Source organism: Rhodococcus sp. G6(2025), from assembly GCF_058628105.1.
This window is the reverse complement of sequence record NZ_CP179750.1, coordinates 7168853-7185243: the sequence shown is the minus strand read 5'-3', so window position 1 is coordinate 7185243 and position 16391 is coordinate 7168853. Positions and strand designations below refer to the sequence as shown.

The 16391-nt window shown below is 67.0% G+C and carries 17 protein-coding genes; 14 read left to right on the top strand and 3 right to left on the bottom strand.

All coding sequences use genetic code 11. The features are described 5' to 3' along the window. The first annotated feature begins 48 nt into the window (after positions 1-48). From ACLIVD_RS33280 to ACLIVD_RS33255, 6 genes are all read left to right on the top strand, one after another. Positions 49-1326, top strand: a complete 1278-nt coding sequence (locus ACLIVD_RS33280; RefSeq protein ID WP_491931392.1) for a hypothetical protein — start codon at positions 49-51, stop codon at positions 1324-1326. A gap of 164 nt (positions 1327-1490) precedes the next feature. After that, the gene (locus ACLIVD_RS33275) at positions 1491-2843 is read left to right on the top strand and encodes an MFS transporter (RefSeq protein ID WP_491931391.1); all 1353 of its coding nucleotides are present in this window, start codon (positions 1491-1493) and stop codon (positions 2841-2843) included. 18 nt (positions 2844-2861) lie between these two features. Beyond that, positions 2862-3623: an IclR family transcriptional regulator gene (locus tag ACLIVD_RS33270; RefSeq protein WP_005575358.1), complete on the top strand. Its 762-nt coding sequence runs from the start codon at positions 2862-2864 to the stop codon at positions 3621-3623. A 172-nt stretch (positions 3624-3795) separates the two neighbouring features. Next, positions 3796-5529: a 4-oxocyclohex-2-ene-1-carboxylate 5-dehydrogenase gene (gene chcC2 / locus ACLIVD_RS33265; RefSeq protein ID WP_491931390.1), complete on the top strand. Its 1734-nt coding sequence runs from the start codon at positions 3796-3798 to the stop codon at positions 5527-5529. 1 nt (position 5530) lies between these two features. Continuing rightward, a complete protein-coding gene (locus ACLIVD_RS33260; RefSeq protein ID WP_283351218.1) occupies positions 5531-5839 on the top strand; it encodes a YciI family protein in 309 nt (102 codons plus the stop codon). Then, positions 5836-6588 carry an SDR family NAD(P)-dependent oxidoreductase gene (locus tag ACLIVD_RS33255; protein ID WP_491931389.1) on the top strand — a complete coding sequence of 251 codons (753 nt, stop codon included), beginning with the start codon at positions 5836-5838 and terminating at the stop codon, positions 6586-6588. Before ACLIVD_RS33260 ends, ACLIVD_RS33255 begins: the two co-directional genes overlap by 4 nt. A 68-nt stretch (positions 6589-6656) precedes the next feature. Here ACLIVD_RS33255 and ACLIVD_RS33250 read toward each other — a convergent pair whose 3' ends face one another. Continuing rightward, a complete protein-coding gene (locus ACLIVD_RS33250) occupies positions 6657-7115 on the bottom strand; it encodes an Rv1443c family protein (RefSeq protein WP_283351220.1) in 459 nt (152 codons plus the stop codon). Between the two features lie 541 nt (positions 7116-7656). Here ACLIVD_RS33250 and arr point away from each other — a divergent pair. The 3 genes from arr (at position 7657) to ACLIVD_RS33235 (ending at position 9079) form a co-directional block, all read left to right on the top strand. After that, a complete protein-coding gene (gene arr, locus ACLIVD_RS33245) occupies positions 7657-8154 on the top strand; it encodes an NAD(+)--rifampin ADP-ribosyltransferase (RefSeq protein ID WP_491931388.1) in 498 nt (165 codons plus the stop codon). A gap of 213 nt (positions 8155-8367) precedes the next feature. Beyond that, complete coding sequence (locus tag ACLIVD_RS33240) at positions 8368-8961, top strand: Lsr2 family DNA-binding protein (protein ID WP_491931387.1); 594 nt, start codon at positions 8368-8370, stop codon at positions 8959-8961. Further along, on the top strand, positions 8951-9079 hold the full coding sequence (locus tag ACLIVD_RS33235) for a hypothetical protein (protein WP_283332208.1): 129 nt from the start codon (positions 8951-8953) through the stop codon (positions 9077-9079). The genes ACLIVD_RS33240 and ACLIVD_RS33235 overlap by 11 nt, the downstream gene beginning before the upstream one ends. Here ACLIVD_RS33235 and ACLIVD_RS33230 read toward each other — a convergent pair. Further along, positions 9060-10175 carry an IS630 family transposase gene (locus ACLIVD_RS33230; protein ID WP_491931386.1) on the bottom strand — a complete coding sequence of 372 codons (1116 nt, stop codon included), beginning with the start codon at positions 10173-10175 and terminating at the stop codon, positions 9060-9062. The two genes, ACLIVD_RS33235 and ACLIVD_RS33230, sit on opposite strands and share 20 nt — an antisense overlap. A gap of 277 nt (positions 10176-10452) precedes the next feature. Here ACLIVD_RS33230 and ACLIVD_RS33225 point away from each other — a divergent pair, with 277 nt between their 5' ends. From ACLIVD_RS33225 to ACLIVD_RS33205, 5 genes are all read left to right on the top strand, one after another. Continuing rightward, positions 10453-10680, top strand: a complete 228-nt coding sequence (locus tag ACLIVD_RS33225; protein ID WP_491931385.1) for a hypothetical protein — start codon at positions 10453-10455, stop codon at positions 10678-10680. Further along, positions 10677-11465: an aromatic amino acid DMT transporter YddG gene (yddG, locus tag ACLIVD_RS33220; RefSeq protein ID WP_491931384.1), complete on the top strand. Its 789-nt coding sequence runs from the start codon at positions 10677-10679 to the stop codon at positions 11463-11465. The genes ACLIVD_RS33225 and yddG overlap by 4 nt, the downstream gene beginning before the upstream one ends. 217 nt (positions 11466-11682) lie before the next feature. After that, complete coding sequence (locus ACLIVD_RS33215) at positions 11683-12921, top strand: acyl-CoA dehydrogenase family protein (protein WP_491931383.1); 1239 nt, start codon at positions 11683-11685, stop codon at positions 12919-12921. Beyond that, a complete protein-coding gene (locus ACLIVD_RS33210) occupies positions 12918-14333 on the top strand; it encodes an LLM class flavin-dependent oxidoreductase (protein WP_005563103.1) in 1416 nt (471 codons plus the stop codon). The genes ACLIVD_RS33215 and ACLIVD_RS33210 overlap by 4 nt, the downstream gene beginning before the upstream one ends. Before the next feature lie 28 nt (positions 14334-14361). Beyond that, positions 14362-15720, top strand: coding sequence for a styrene monooxygenase/indole monooxygenase family protein (locus ACLIVD_RS33205; protein WP_491931382.1), 1359 nt, complete (start codon positions 14362-14364; stop codon positions 15718-15720). Positions 15721-15787: 67 nt separating this feature from the next. Here the strand turns inward: ACLIVD_RS33205 and ACLIVD_RS33200 are convergent, their stop codons facing one another. Beyond that, entirely contained in the window at positions 15788-16390 is a 603-nt protein-coding gene (locus ACLIVD_RS33200) for a CGNR zinc finger domain-containing protein (protein ID WP_491931381.1), read from the bottom strand. Between the last annotated feature and the right edge of the window lies 1 nt (position 16391).

The following is a 16391-nucleotide window of genomic DNA, read 5'->3' as shown; positions in this document are numbered from 1 at the left end:
CCGGGCAAACCCCTGACGCCATAACATATATGTTGTTAAATACCTGACATGCCCGGTGCTGTGCACTGCCAATCACCGTGGGTCCGCACCACGACGATCCGCGCGGTGCTCGTCGCGCTGCTCGGGGTGGTCGCGCTCGTGGCGCCGACGCCGATCGTCGCGCACGCCACCGACTATGAGGGCCTGCTCGACATCACACCGGCGAACGCGGCGGCGGAGACCATCGGCGGACTCGACCCCCGGCTGCCCACCGACTCCGCCGTACTCGGCGCCGCGCTGGCGGCCGCCCGCTCCGACGGTGTCGCTCCGACGCGGTATTCCGCTCTTCTGCAACAGTATTGGCTCGCTCGAGGATCCGAGGCGTCCGGCATCGACCTGGCCGCCTGGGATCCGAACGCAGGGCTGATCGCCAACGCAGCGGTGGTCGACCGGGTCTACGAGAACTACGGCCGGTACCAACTCCAGCGCACCGAGCTCTACTGGTCCGGCATGGCCGGGTTGGCGGGAGGGTCGTTCGCCGCCGGCTTCTGGGACCTCGACCTCGGCCGCACCGTGCTCGGGGTCGACGCCGTCCACACGCTCGGCAACGCCGTCGCGTCGACGGTCCGGGGGTTGCCCGGCGAGGCGATGACGCTCCTGCCCGCGGACCCGAGAACGCTCGCCACCGTCGGCCCGGCGATGACCGCCGAGGACATGGACTGGTACCAGAAGCGCCTGCTGATGATGCAGAAGCACATCTACTTCGACATGGTGCCCATGCACGAGGCGTACCTGAACGAGGGCACGGCCGCTGTCGAGGAGATGGCCGCCGCCGGACTGCTCGACGAGAACGCCCAGATCGCGTGGAGCGGCATCTTCTCCGGTACTCCGGCGGGGTACGCGGACGCGCTGTTCCGGATGGCGTCGCGCGAGCAGAATCAGATCATCGCCGATCAGTGGGACGTCACCGCGGCAGCCCGTGACGGCGTCGGCCGCGCGCTCACGTACGCCACCACCGTCGCGGCGCAACCGTCCGTTCCCGGCTCGCGCGCACCGGGTCAGGTTGCGCCGATGTCGGTCGACGGCGACGTGAACGGCTCGGCCTATCGCCTCCGCACGCCCCTGCCCGGCTTCAACTGGGCCGATCGCGAACCGCGCTGGCAGTACATCGTCAGTGACATCGCGTCGTCCTATCAGCGGCTGGCAGAGGGTCGTCCGGGAGAGTTGCGGGCCCTGCTGGCCATCCCGTTCCGCGACTTCGTCGAGAGCCAGCGGGTGCTGCGGCGGGTGCCCGACCTTGCCCGCGACATGAGCACTGGCTGGGAGTTGTCCCCGGCGCAGCCGTAGCCGTTGCAGGACGAACGGGACGCTCGTTCGATCTGACGCAACGACCGTCCCGTTCGTCCGGGGCGCGAGGCAGGCTTTCCAATGGATGGATGTGACGTTGCGCACGCGTAGGTGCGGTTGGCACGTTGTGTCACACCACGCCAGGCCCGATCGCAGGAGAGTCGATGAACGTATCCGCCGTCACGCACGACAGCCCGACGACCGCGACACCCACCGAGGTCGCGAAGACGCCGAAGAAGGCGGCGCTCGCGTCGTTCCTCGGAAGTGCGCTCGAGTACTACGACTTCTTCATCTACGGATCCGCCGCGGCCCTCGTCTTCGGGCACACGTTCTTCCCGGCCGGCAACGACGCGATCGGGACGGTCGCCGCGCTCGCGACGTTCGGCGTGGGCTACGTGGCCCGGCCCGTCGGCGGAATAGTGCTGGGACATTTCGGAGACAAGCTGGGCCGCAAGAAGATTCTGCTGCTGACCCTGCTCATCATGGGTCTGTCCAGTCTCGCGATCGGATTCCTGCCCACGTACGAGCAGATCGGCATCGCCGCCCCGATCCTCCTCGTGCTGTGCCGCCTCGCGCAGGGATTCTCCGCAGGCGGCGAGGCCGCCGGCGCCAGCACCCTCACGCTCGAGCACTCACCCGAGGGGCGGCGGGCGTTCTTCACCAGTTTCACGATGACCGGATATGCCGCCGGGATGGTCCTCGCGACCCTTGTCTTCATTCCCGTGGCCGCGCTGCCGAAAGATCAACTCGACAGCTGGGGTTGGCGAATTCCGTTCTGGTGCAGCGCGGTGATGCTCGCGGTGGCCTACTTCGTGCGCACCAAGCTCGACGAGACCCCGGTGTTCGAGGAGTCGCGCGAGCACGCGGAAGTGCAGAAGCTGCCGGTCGTCACCGTCGTGACCACTCAGTGGCGGGACGTCTTGCGGATCGCGCTGTGCTCGCTGTTCGCGGTGGGGCAGACCGTGTTCACGGTCTTCGGGCTCGCCTACGCCACCGGACCCGACGTCGGCATCGACCGCACCACGATGCTGTGGGCGTCGTCGGTGTCGATCGCGGGCTCCATCGTCGCGATCCCGCTGCTCGCCAAGCTGTCGGACCGCGTCGGACGCCGCCCCGTCTGGATCACCGGCGCCCTCGGGTGCGCCGTGACGATCTTCGGGTACTTCTGGGCCATCTCCGTCGGCTCCATTCCACTGATCTTCCTCGCCGCGCTGCTTACGATGACGCTGTTCTACTCGATGGTGAACGGTCTGTGGCCGAGCTTCTTCACCGAGATGTTCGCGACGCCCGTGCGCTACTCCGGTTTCGCGGTCGGTACGCAGATCGGCTTCCTCATCGCCGGCTTCGCCCCGGCGATCGGCTGGGCGCTGCTCGGTACCGGGGTGAACGCGTGGGTCCCCGTGGCGGTGTTCACGGCGCTCTGCATGCTGGTCTCGTCTGTCGCCGCCTTCACCGCCCGTGAGACGTACCGGGTGCCGCTGGCCGAACTCGGGCGTCCGTCGACCCCTCGGGAGTAGCCGGAGGACAATAGGGCGATGTCACGGACACCGACAGGAGAATCGGTCACTGCCCGCGTCGTGAGGGTCTTGTCCTCATTCGACGCGGACACACCATCCCTGTCGGTGTCCGACATCGCGCGTCGATCCGACCTCCCCGTCGCGACGGCGCACCGCATCGTCGGGGAACTCGTGAAGTACCGCCTCCTCGAACGCAACGACACCCGAATCAGCATCGGCGTGCGGATGTGGGAACTGGGTTCCCGCGGCTCACACACCCTGAGCCTGCGCGAAGCCGCGATGCCGTTCATGGAAGACGTGAACGCCGCGATCAAGCAACACACCCAGCTGGGCATCCTCGACGGCAACGAGGTGCTGTTCGTCGAACGGCTCTCCACGCGCGGGTCCGTCGTCAACGTCACCAAGATCGCCGGACGTCTGCCGGTGCACGCCTGCTCGTCCGGTCTGGTCCTGATGGCCAACGCCTCCCGCGACGTGCAGGACGAACTGCTGTCGCAGCCGCTCGAGCGCTACACCGACGCCACGGTCACCGACCCCGAACAGATGCGACGTCTTCTCGCCGAGGTCCGGCACCAGCACTTCGCGGTAGCCGCAGGTCTCATCACACCCGGAGCGACGGGAGTCGCTGTGCCCGTGCGGGACACCGACGGCGGCAGGGTGATCGCCGCCCTGTCCGTCGTCATACCGCACGATCAGGCCAACCCGCAGTCGGTGGTCGCGGCGCTGACGACGGCGTCGCGCGGCATCACCCGGGCGATGACGCGCGGATCGCGGCACTGACAGAAACCCTTTCCATCCATTGGAGTCGCGCTGTGACTCGGGTCTCGGGTCGGTCAGAGTGGTTGTCACGAACACACCGTCACCGATCGCGCATCGTGATCCGAAAGTCACTGCACACCAGAACTTTCGCCGATGCCTGATCGAGTGCCGACTCTCCAGGGAAGGTCCAAGCATGAGCTCGAAAACTGTCAAATGCGACCTGTTGGTCATCGGATCCGGGGCCGCAGGCATGGCCGCCGCACTCAAGGCGGCGAGCGAGGGGCACAGCGTCATCGTCGCCGAGAAGTCGCAGTGGCTCGGCGGCACCACCGCGATCTCAGGAGGCTGGGCGTGGGTGCCCGGCAACAAGCAGGGCGTCGCGCAGGGTGACACCCGTCAGGACATCGAAACCTACATCCGCGCCCTCGCCAAGGACTGCTACAAGGCCGAGATGGTCGACACGTTCCTCGACGAGGTGCCCGAGGCCATCGACTGGCTCGAGCGCGACACCGACGTCGAATTCGTCTATCCGGAAATGGCTCCGGACTACCAGATGGACGCGCCGGGCGCGAAGCCGTCGGGCCGCGCGATCTCCGGCAAGGTGGTCGACGCGCGCACCCTCGGCGAGAACCGGCTGCGGTTGCGCCCCTACCTCGACACCTACACCGTCTTCGGTTACATGCCCGAAGTCGGGCCCGACATCGCACAGTTCCTCCACGCCAACCAGTCGTGGAAATCGTTTGCCTACGTGTCGAAGAAGCTCCTCAAGACGTGGGTCGAGACGGTCCTCTGCCGCCGATCGTTCGACCGGACCAACGGCAATTCGCTCATGGTGCGGATGGTGTCGTCCGCCGCGAAGCTCGGCATCCGGATGTGGACCGAGACGCCCGTGACGAAGATTCTGCAGTCGGAGAACGGCGTCGTCACCGGGGCGGTACTCGGGGGAGTGCACGCGGGAACGGTCGAGGCACGGCTCGGCGTCGTCATCGCGGCCGGCGGCTACTCCTCGGATCCGGCGCTGCGAGCCGAGTACTGGGGTCACGATCCGCACGGCGACAACCACTTCACTCCCACGGTCGGGCACGACGGCGACAACGTGCGACTGGCCGCGCCGCTCGGCGGGCACGTCGACACAGACGTCCACGAGCCGGCCGCGTGGGCCCCGGTGACGGTGTTCACCGGCCTGCGCGGGCAACAGCGGATCTTCCCGCACCTGCGGGCATTCGGCCTTCCCGGACTGATCGCCGTGAACCGCAAGGGTGAACGTTTCGCCAACGAGTCGAGCTCCTACCACGACTTCGGCATGGCGATGATTCAGGACAACGCCGGTCAGGACGAGACATTCGGCTACATCATCGCCGACTCGAAAGCCATGAACAAGTACGGCATCGGCTACGCCAAGCCGTGGCCGATCCCGCAGGGCTATTTCAAGAAGACCGGTTTCCTCCACAAGGCCGACACGGTCGAGGAACTCGCCCGCGAGATCGGTGTCGACGCCGCCGGGCTGAAGAAGACCCTGGCCGAGTTCAACGCGGGAGCGGCCAAGGGCGAGGACCCGAAGTTCAACCGCGGGTCGAACTGGTTCCACCACTTCAAGGGCGACATGGAACACCAGCCCAACCCGAACCTCGAGCCACTCGACAAGGGACCGTACTACGCCGCGAAGATCGAGATGGGCGACCTCGGAGCCTATTCCGGTCTGGCCGTCGACCGGCACAGCCAGGTCCTCGACGACGACAACCAGCCGATCCCCGGCCTGTTCGCCGCCGGTTCCGCGGCGGTGAGCATCTTCGGCGGCGGCTACCCGGGTTACGGCGCCAACATCGGGCCCGCCCTCGTCTTCGGATACACCATCGGCCGGGACGCCGAGATCCTCGCGTCGCTGCGCAGTGAATCCGTCGAGCCGACCGTCCTGGAAGAGGTCTGACGTGCCGTTCTTCCTCGTCCGCTACGTATACACCGGCGACACGGCCGGCCGGGACGAGCACCGTCCCGAACACAAGATCCACCTGCAAGCCGCCGCCGACCGCGGACTGATCCTCGCGTCCGGACCGTTCGCGGCAGGAGAAGAACCCGGCGCGGCGATGATCTACGAGGCCGCGGGCAAGCGGGACGTCGTCGACGTCGTCGAGGGCGACCCGTTCCGGACGCGCGGGTTCGTCGCGTCGTACGACATCACCGAATGGAATCCGATGATCGGCCCGTGGGCCGTCGCTGCAGTGGGAGGCAGGTCGTGACGGGTCGAGTGGCAGGGAAGGTCGCCGTCGTCACGGGGGCGAACGGTGACCTGGGTGGCGCGACCGCGCGGATGCTCGCACGAGAGGGCGCGCTGGTCGCGGCCCTCGACCTCAAAGTGCCTGATGTGCCGTGGGATTCGACGGCGATCACGTCGTTCGCGGTCGACGTCACCGACGAGGCCGGCGTCGCCGAGGCCGTCGCAGCGGTGGTGGAGACTGTGGGTGTTCCCGACATCCTGGTCAACTGCGCCGGCATCATCGGGCGGCCCGCGCCGTCGCACGAGGCGTCGGTCGCCGAGTTCGACCAGATCTTCGACGTCAACGTCAAGGGTGTCTGGTTGACCACCAAGCACGTGCTGCCCCACATGATCGGCCGGAAGAAGGGCAGCATCGTGAACTTCTCGTCGATCCACGGGCTGACCGGAGGCTCCAACGTCCCGCTGTACCACGCGTCGAAGGGTGCTGTGCGACTGCTGAGCAAGGCGGACGCCGTCACGTACGGGCCGCACGGAATTCGCGTCAACTCGATCCACCCCGGGTCGATGCGGACGGCAATGAGTCAGCGGTCCGCCGAGGGCAGCGCGATCGGACCGGAGGAGTACTACCGTCAACTCGTCTCGGGCAACCCTCTCCCGCGGCAGGGGGAACCCGACGAGATCGCGTACGGGGTGCTCTACCTCGCCTCGGACGAGTCCGGCTTCACCACCGGCACCGAACTCGTCGTCGACGGTGGGTACACGGCGCACTGACCCGGTTGTCGCGCCCAATGTCACACTGGTTCAGTCCGACTGCACCGGTGTGACATTGGGCGCGGATGTCAGTCGAAGTGTCGCACCAGACGGCGGTGCCGGTGGGCGAAGAACGCGCGGAGGACGCGGGCGAGCACCGGCGTCAGCGGCACCAGCGGCAGCCTCGGCTCGAACGTGATCCGGTCGTGGACGCCGGTGCTCCCGTCGTCGAAGGGCCGCAGCGTCCGTTCGTGCTCCCACCGGCGCATGCTCAGCATCGTCGACTTCTCGTGGAACCGCCGACACGGTTCGAGTTCGGCGATGGTCAGATCGTCGTAGTCGAACGGGACCAGCCCGAACAGCCGCAGCCACGCCCGCCCGAGCGGTTCGCCGACCGGGACCGAGTCGATGGTGAGCGACTCCCGACCCCGCGGGATGCTCATCGTCATCCACGGACGCATTTCGTCGTTGATCCCCTCCGGGTCGACGACCCTCGCCCACACCTGCCCGATCGGTGCGCCGACGACCGAGCTGCGTTCGATGATCACCGTTCCATCTTCGTTCGACCTCGCATGGGTGTGCAAGCCGCCCTGAAGCCAGGTCCGGTCCTCGGCGCGGGCGCCGGACCGGACCGGTCTATGCCGGCGACTGGCGGGCTTCTGGGCTGGGGTGAGACGCGCGGGCGCAGTGCGTTGCCGTCGCAGCCGGTCTCGCGTCGCCGCCGACGTGGCCTATGCCGCCGACACCGTCGACAGAGAGGGAGCGCGCTATTCGCCGTCCACGTTGAGTCGGTGGGTGTGGGTGATCGGGCACTACGACGCGGACCGCGTGCCTGCAGAGTCCGGCAGCGGAAGCTTGGTTTCCTCGAACCTGTCCGGGGATCCGACGGCACTGAACCGCCGCGGCCGATCCAGGACGCCGCGGGCTGCGTTGCGGGTGGAGGACATCGTCGCCCTTGTGTCCACTCTGCCCGGCAGGCTGTTACTGGCTGGGCGGTGGGGTCCACGAATGGATCTCACTGTGCGAACGACGATACGGTCGACGATTATGGCAGCAAACTCCCATTAAGGATTCTCCCACTCTCACTATATGGCGGAGAGTGGGGCTTGCGGCAAGGCCCCTGACGTGCTGCACAATCGTCCGACGAGAACAACGGATGGGGTTGTTGTGACGAAACCTTTCGAAGTGCACGAGTCGGGCGCGCTCCTTCACGGCACCAAGGCAGACCTTTCGGTGGGTGATGTGCTGGTGCCCGGGTACCTGTCGAACTACGGGGTCGGGCGCCTCGCGAACCACGTTTATGTGACGCAAACATTGGATGCCGCAGTGTGGGGAGCGGAGTTGGCTCTAGGCGAGGGCAGGGGGCGCATCTACATCGTGGAACCGGAAGGCGCATTGGAGGACGACCCCAACGTGACGGACAAGAAGTTTCCCGGAAATCCGACCCGCTCCTACCGCACACGGGAGCCCGTGAGAATAGTCGGCGAGATCACGGACTGGGTGGGGCATTCACCCGAACAGCTCCAAACCATGCGGGACGGTTTGGCCGACCTCGAGCGCCGGGGACTTGCCGTCATCTACGACTAGCTCCCGGACGCGCCGATCGAGTCGGCGCCGCGGGCCCAGGGGAGGGTGTGGAGTTTGGTGTTTGTCCTATGAGCGCCAGGTGATGATGATTAGGCGCCCCTGTCCGGGGTAAACAGGGCTTACGCACCCCGCCGGGAACGGTTCCGTGATGTATCTCGCCGCCCACCGACGCCGAGGTGCGGGGTGACAACTCGGCAACTGCGGGTGAGGGTGATGAAAACCAAAGGTCGTTTGGTGGTGGCGGTCGGGGCCGGCTTTCTACTGAGGGGCTGGACCGCGAAGCTCGCGAGTTCCCCGGAGGTCGCCAAGCTGACCGAGTCTATTCGGGTAGAGCTGATGAACGCCGCGAAAGCCGCGGCGGTCACTGCGACCAGCTCGCGCATCGATTCGCTGAACAACCGGCTCCAGTCGAGCGCCGGACACCTCGTGGGTGACGTGGCCGAGGAGGCCGGAACCAAGCGGAGGTCGGGCGAGAACCGCGACCTCCGCGTAGTCGAGGCGGGAAAGGGCGAGGAGGAACCTGCGGGTGACGAGTCCGCGGAGGACGAACAGGTGTGGGACGGCGGAGAGTTGCCGGAGGACGAAGGAGACGAGCAGCCCGAGGTGACGGGCGAGAACGACGAGGGCGAAGAGACCGAGCAGCCCGAGGAGGAGGAACGGCCGACGCGCCGTTCCCGCACTCGACGGCCCCGGGGCGGGGGCACGGCCAAGGAAGTCCGGGAATGGGCAGTCCAGCAGGGCTACGAGATCTCCTCGCGCGGCCGGATACCCGCGGACATCGAGCAGGCTTTCCTCGATGCCCACTGACGACCGAGCGGACCTCACCGGACTCGACCTCACGGTGGGCGCGCATCGTCTCGAACTGCACATCGGTCTGGTGCTCGGCAGATTCCTCGGACTGTTCCCTAGTTTCCTGAGCCTTTAATTCTGGCGCAGTAGTGTGCGATGGAGTCGAGGATCTGGTCGGCGGTCTTGACCCAGACGTAAGGTCTGGGGTTGTCGTTCCAGGTCTCGATCCATGCTCGGATGTCTTTGTTGAGCTGTTGGACCGAGGTATGCGTGGAGCGTTGGAGCTTCTTGGTGGTCAGTTCGGCGAACCAGCGTTCGACGAGGTTCATCCACGATGAGCTGGTCGGTGTGAAGTGGATGACGAAGCGCGGGTGCGCGAGAAGCCATCGTTTGACCGCGGGAGTCTTGTGCGTCGATGCATTGTCCATCACGAGGTGGACATCGAGATCGTCGGGCAACTGAGCGTCGATCTTGCGAAGAAATGCGATGAATTCTTTTGCGCGGTGGCGTGAATGGAGTGATCCGATCACCTTCCCCGAGGCGATTTCGAGAGCGGCATACAGGCTCGAGGTGCCATTGCGGACGTAGTCGTGACTGGCGCGTTGCGGGGTGGTGGGAAGTATCGGGAATATCGGTTGGGTCCGGTCCAGTGCTTGGAACTGAGTCTTCGCCCCCGCAAGCGGGAGGGACCCCCAGTCGACGCAGAGCACCAGAGCCCGCTCGGGCGGGTTCATGTACAGGCCGACGACGTCACGGACCTTCTCCGTGAACAGTGGATCCTTCGACAGTTTCCATGAGTCCTGTTTGTGCGGGGCCAAACCGAACGCGCGCCACACCCTCGAGACCGTCGATTGCGAGATATCGAGATGCTCCGCCATCGATCGTGTGGACCAGTGTGTGGCATTCTTCGGTGTCGTTTCGAGGGTCGAGGTAATCAGATCCTTGATCTTGTCGTCGTCGATCGTCCGCGGACGGCCCGGGCGTGGTTCGTCGAGCAACCCGTCGCATCGGTCCTCGACGAACCTGTCGCGCCACCGCCGCACCGTGCCTCGGTTCAACCCCAGCCTCTGCGCCACTTCGGTATTGGATCCACCATCGGCAGCAGCGAGGATGATTCGCGACCGTACCGCCAGACCTGCAGCGGTCTTGCGTCGCCGCGACCACCCCTCGAGTTCTACGCGTTCGGTCTCGGTCAGCACAATGTCCGCCGGTCGCGGACCGCGAGTTGCCATGACCAATCTTAACAACCGATGGCTTATTTATGACTCAGGAAACTAGTCTCTGACGCCCGCAGTACAACCGAGACCTTCGGTTGCAGCGGCAGTCGTTTCCCTGTGCGACAGGGCGCGAAACTCGTTGCATTCCGGTCGAATCGGTCCGAGCGTCGGTGTCACCGAGAGTTCACGAGCACGGTAAAGGAGGAGTGTTGTTGTGAGAGCGACCAAGTCGAGCGGAAGTGCCACCGCGGCGGGGCTGTTGGCGATTGTGTTGTGGAGTTCGATGGTCGGAATGATCCGTCTGGTCACCGATAGCCTGGGGGCGATCGGCGGCGCTGCGATGATTTACTCGTGCTGCGCGATTCTGTTGTCGGTGACTGTCGGATGGCCCAAGTTCAAAGACTTCAGTCGGACGTATCTCGTCACCGGTGCCGTGATGTTTGCCGCGTACGAGGTGTGCTTTGCCCTCGCGATCGGACTGGCGGACACTCGAGGCAGGCAATCGAAGTCGGAATCGTGAACTATCTGTGGCCGAGCCTGACGGTGGTGTTCGCGATCGTGTTCGCCGGACAGAAGGCTTCGCGCCTGATCCTGCCCGGCATCGTGCTGTCGGTAGTCGGCATTGCCGTCGTTCTCGGCGGTGACGCCGGACTGGACGTCGCAGGCACCGTCGACAACGTGCGCTCGAATCCTCTGAGCTATGGGCTCGCGTTCGCCGGCGCAGTGATCTGGTCGGGCTACTGCACCGTCACCAAGATGTTCGCGAACGGGAACAACGGCATCACCCCGTTCTTCGTGCTGACGGCTGTGGCGTTCTGGTGCATGTACCTGTCGTCCGATCGCGAGCCGATGCACCTGAGCTTCACCGCGATCGCGGCGACGGTGGTGGCGGCGTGCGCGATCGGCTTCGGCTACGCCTTGTGGAATGTCGGAATCCTCCGCGGAAACATGACCTTGCTCGCCGCTGCCTCGTACTTCACGCCTGTACTGTCCGCCGCATTCTCGTCGTCGATGTTGGCCACGGCACTCGGCCTCACGTTCTGGGTGGGAACCGCTGTGGTGTGCCTCGGGGCAATCCTGTGCTGGTGGGCGACGCGCGGACCGAAGGCGCCCGTCGAAGTTTCCGAAGAGGTCGGGTCGCTCGACGAGCAGAGCATCGAGGAGCAGTTTCTCGACGAGAAGACCATCGACGAGCTCACCGGCGTTCGTTCACTTCTCGGTACGCGAGTGGAATGCGTGGTAACCATCGCCAGTGATCACCGTTCGGCGCCTCGTGTGCCGATCGACGTCGGGTCGGGAAGCTAGCGAGGCTGCGAATATGGCCGCTGTTCCAAGTGATTTCACCGGGACAATCGATTCCTCCGTCGATGATCGGTCGGCTCGACGTACACGGTGCGGGTAGAGCGGCACCTCAGACCGCGCGAGCCGAGCGTTCGACTCTGCACGATCGTAAGTAGTGCCCCCACGTGGCCCGTTCGCCCATCGTGGTGTCGACATAGTCGACGCACCGAGGAGCAGGCACGTGAGCAGTTCAACGATCGAGGCCGAGGCAGTGACCGACCGCGAACTCGAAGACCGGTTCCATCCGATCTTCGACCGGATCGCCGAGGGCGCGCTGGGCCGGGAACGGGATCGCCGGTTGCCGTTCGACGAGGTGGGTCTGCTTCGCGACGCGCGGTTCGGTGCCCTGCGCGTCCCCGTCGAGTTCGGCGGGTTCGGCGCGTCGGTCCGACAGCTGTTCGGTCTGCTGATCGACCTGGCTGCCGCGGAATCCAATCTGCCCCAGGCGCTTCGGGTGCACTGGAGCTTCGTCGAGGACCAGCGCCTCGCCGCCCCGACGGTCAACCGCGAGCGGTGGCTGCGCGCGGCGGCGGAGGGGACACTGGTCGGCAACGCCATCACCGAACCCGGGGTGGGAGCCGCCGACCGGTACCAGACGACGCTGCGCCGCGGCGACGACGGCACCTGGGTTCTGGACGGCGTGAAGTACTACAGCACGGGCAGTCTCTACGCCGATCACATCCTCGTCGCGGCCGACCGCGACGGCGAGCGGGTGTCGGTGCTGGTGGACGCCGACGCTCCGGGCGTGACCCAGACCGACGACTGGGACGGTTTCGGACAGCGGCTCACTGCAAGCGGCACGACCACGTTCTCGGGTGTCGTGGTGCCCGAGGACCGGATCCTCGGGCCCGGATACGGCGCGCCCGGCCGCACCTACGCGACGTCCTACCTGCAACTCGTGCAATTGGCCGTCCTCGCCGGGATCGCCCGCCGTGCGGAAACGGACACGGCGGAATGGGTTCGTGCCCGTACCCGCACGTTCACCCACGCCGCCGCCGACCTGCCCCGGCACGACCCGCTCGTGCAGCAGGTGATCGGCAAGCTGTCCGCCGCCGCATACGGCGCCCGCGCGACCGTGCTCGCCGTCGCCGACGAACTCGACCGCCTGCTCGACGCCGGTGGTGAGGACACTGAGCTCCTGGACCGCGCCGAGGCCGCCGCGGCCCGCGCACAGTCCGTGGTGATCGGCCTCGTCCTCGACGCGACCGCGCAAGTGTTCGAGGTGGGGGGCGCGTCGATCACCTCGTCGGAACTCGGTCTCGACCGGCACTGGCGCAACGCACGCACCATTTCGGCCCACAACCCTCTGATCTACAAGCAGCAGTCGGTGGGGGCGTACGTCCTGAACGGTGACCCGCTGCCGTACGCCTGGAGCGCCGGGCAGCGGCAGAGCGTGCGGGACGCGGACGCGCCGGCATGACCCGGCAGATCCGCTTCAACGCCTTCGACATGAATTGCGTCGCCCACCAGTCGCCGGGGCTGTGGCGGCACCCGGACGACCAGTCGCACCGCTACACCGACCTCGGCTACTGGACCGACCTCGCCCGGCTCCTCGAACGCGGGCTGTTCGACGGCCTGTTCATCGCCGACGTGCTCGGCACCTACGACGTCTACGGCGGAACCGACGAGGCCGCGCTGCGGCAGGGCGCCCAGATCCCGGTCGCGGACCCGTTGCTGCTCGTCTCGGCCATGGCAGCGGTCACCGAACACCTCGGTTTCGGCATCACCACGGGGACGGGATTCGAGCACCCGTATCCGTTCGCGCGCCGACTCTCCACCCTCGACCACCTCACCGGGGGACGGATCGGGTGGAACGTCGTGACGGGGTACCTGCCGTCCGCGGCCCGGAACTTCGGTGACGCCGACCAACTCGACCACGACACCCGGTACGACCATGCCGACGAGTACCTCGAGGTGCTCTACAAGCTGTGGGAAGGTTCGTGGGAGGACGACGCCGTCGTGCGCGACACCGAGCGCGGCGTGTACGTCGATCCGGAGAAGGTGCACCACATCGGCCACCGCGGAACGCATTTCACGGTCCCGGGCATCCACCTGTCGGAACCGTCGCCGCAGCGGTCGCCGGTGATCTACCAGGCAGGGGCGTCGCCGCGCGGTGTCCGGTTCGCCGCCGAGAACGCCGAGGCGATCTTCGTGGGGCCGCCGTCGAAGCGGGTGCTGAAGGACACCGTCGCACGGATCCGCCAGGCCCTCGTCGACGCCGGCCGCGACCCCTATTCGGCGCGGATCTACGCGCTGTCCACCGTCATCACGGGCAGCACCGACGAGGCCGCGGCCGCGAAGCAGGAGGAGTACCGGCGATACGCGGACCTCGAGGGCGCACTGGTCTTCACATCCGGCTGGATGGGGATCGACCTGTCGCGGTACGACCTCGACGACCCGATCGGAAACGTCGAGAGCAACGCCATCCAGTCGGCCGTCGCCGCATTCCAGGAGGCCGCGGACGACGGTCGCGAGTGGACGGTGCGCGATATCGCGGAGTGGGCGAGCATCGGCGGTCTCGGGCCGCGGTTCGTCGGCTCCGGCGAGACCGTCGCAACGCAGTTGCAGGAGTGGGTGGCCGACACCGACGTCGACGGGTTCAACCTGGCGTACGCGATCACGCCGGGTTCGTTCGAGGACGTCGTCACCCACGTTGTGCCGGCGCTGCAGGCCCGGGGTGCCTACCCGACGGGCTACACCGACGGGACCCTGCGCCACAAGCTGTTCGACAAGGGCGACCGGCTTCCCGCCGACCACCGGGGCGCGCGGTACCGCCTCGGCGGCGACCTCTCGACGCGGACCGACCGCTACCGCGCGTACACGAACACCTGAACGACCACCACAACCACCGGGAGGACCCATGAGTACACCCCGCACCGCCGCCGTCGTCGGAGCCGGATTGGCCGGCACCACTGCCGCGCTCGGTCTCGTCGACGCCGGTTTCACCGTCACCCTCTACAGTGACCGCGACCGGGACGCCTTGCGCAACGACGTCCCGGCCACCGGCACCGCCGTCTACTTCGGTAAGTCCCGTGAGGCCGACGCCCGCATCATCGAGGACCTCTACGCCGACGGTCCGCACTCGACCGGGATGAGCACCCGCCTGCACACGGGGGAGGGCGACACCCGCGCCGACGTCCTCGAGTTCGACCCCGACTTCCGGTACGTCGCGCAGGGCGTCGACGTGCGGCTGCGGGCCGACGACCGGCTCGGCCGGTTCCTGGACCGCGGCGGCCGCTTCGAGGTCCGGGCGGTGGACCCCGACGCCCTCGACGCGATCGCCGCCGACCACGACCTGACGCTCGTGGCGACCGGAAAGGGCGGGCTGTCCACGCTGTTCCCGGTGGACACCGAACGGACCGTGTACAGCGAACCGCAGCGCCGACTGCTGCTGGTGACGTTGCAGGGCCTCGGCCACGGCGCGGACACCTTCGGCTACCGGTCCGCGGCGGGCGGCGCGCACAATCTCTTCAACCTGCACACCGACTTCGGTGAGGCCTGGCTCGGCCCATACCTGCACAAGGACGCCGGCGCCACATGGAGTTTCCTCGGATTCGCGAAACCGGGCAGCCCGTGGGAGGAGCGGTTCGCCGCGGTCACCGACGTGCACTCGGCGCGGCAGACCGTCGTCGACTTCTACCGCGACTACTTCCCGCACGACGCCCCCGAGATCCAGCAGTTGCAGGTGATCGAGTCCGACCCGCACTCGTGGCTGAAAGGGGCGGTCACCCCGACGGTGCGCCGCGCGGTCGGGACGACCAGTAGCGGCCACGTGGTCGCGGCGATCGGTGACACCGCGATCGCGTTCGACCCCCTCGCCGGACAGGGCGCCCAGAACACCGCCGTGCAGGTGGCCGCGCTCGTCGACGCGGCGCGTGCGCACGACGGCGAGTTCACCGCCGACTGGTTGTCCGAGCAGTTCGAGAAGCACTGGCACACAAGGGGCCACGCTGCCGCAGAGGTCACCCGGTTGTTCCTCGGCGATCCGAAGTACGCGGTCCACGCCGAATTGCTGTTCCCGGCGGCGACCGTGAGCGAACCCGTCGCCGCGGCCCTGTTCGGGTTCCTCTCCGAACCCGACACGCTGATCGGTATCGACACCAGGGAGGACGTTCTCGCGTTCATCGCCGCCAAGGCCGGGGAACCCGCCGAGGACGTGCTGGCACGATTCGCGCCCAGCACCGGATTCACCGCGTCTCCCGCGGCGGCCCGAGCCTAGGCAACTCCTCGCTGTTCCCACACGATGATCCGGCGCCGGTGGTGGTGGTCGTATCGGCATCGACTCCTCACCCGGCGTCTGTGGGGCCCGTTCCGGGGCGATCCTGCTGTTCGCGACGGCGTCGGGCGCGAAAGTTCGCCACGTTGACACGGTTTCCGCACACCTGGGGCATGCAGAACCGGCGCCGTCCCGCCCGGCTGGTGTCGACGAAAATTCCCTTGCACGAGGGGGATTCGCACGATCGGAACCGGTTCGGCCCCAGCGAAGCCACGGTTCCGAGCAGGCCCGTTCCGATGACGACGGCCAGGTCGTCGGCGAGCGTCGACTCGGGTGCGGTCTCGAGGTGCCACGTCCATGTGCCGTCGTGGCGCCCGAGGAAGGGGACGGTGTGGGCGACGCGTAGGAGTTGGTTGGCTCCGTCGACGATCGCCTCCTCGTTCGGCGCGGCCACGACGTCGCGCACCCGTGTCCGCAGCGCACGGATGTCGTCCAGATCGGTGCCGGTTGCCTGCCGGTCTCCGGGGCCGATGCCGTGCTCGGTGAGGAATGCGTGCAGCGACTCGCCGTCGGTGAGGGCGTCACCGGTCGCGACGAGCACCTCCGGGGCGGTGAGGACGAGCGCCGTCGCCACCGATGCCCCGAAGGTGTAATCGGTGAAAGTCAGTTGCATC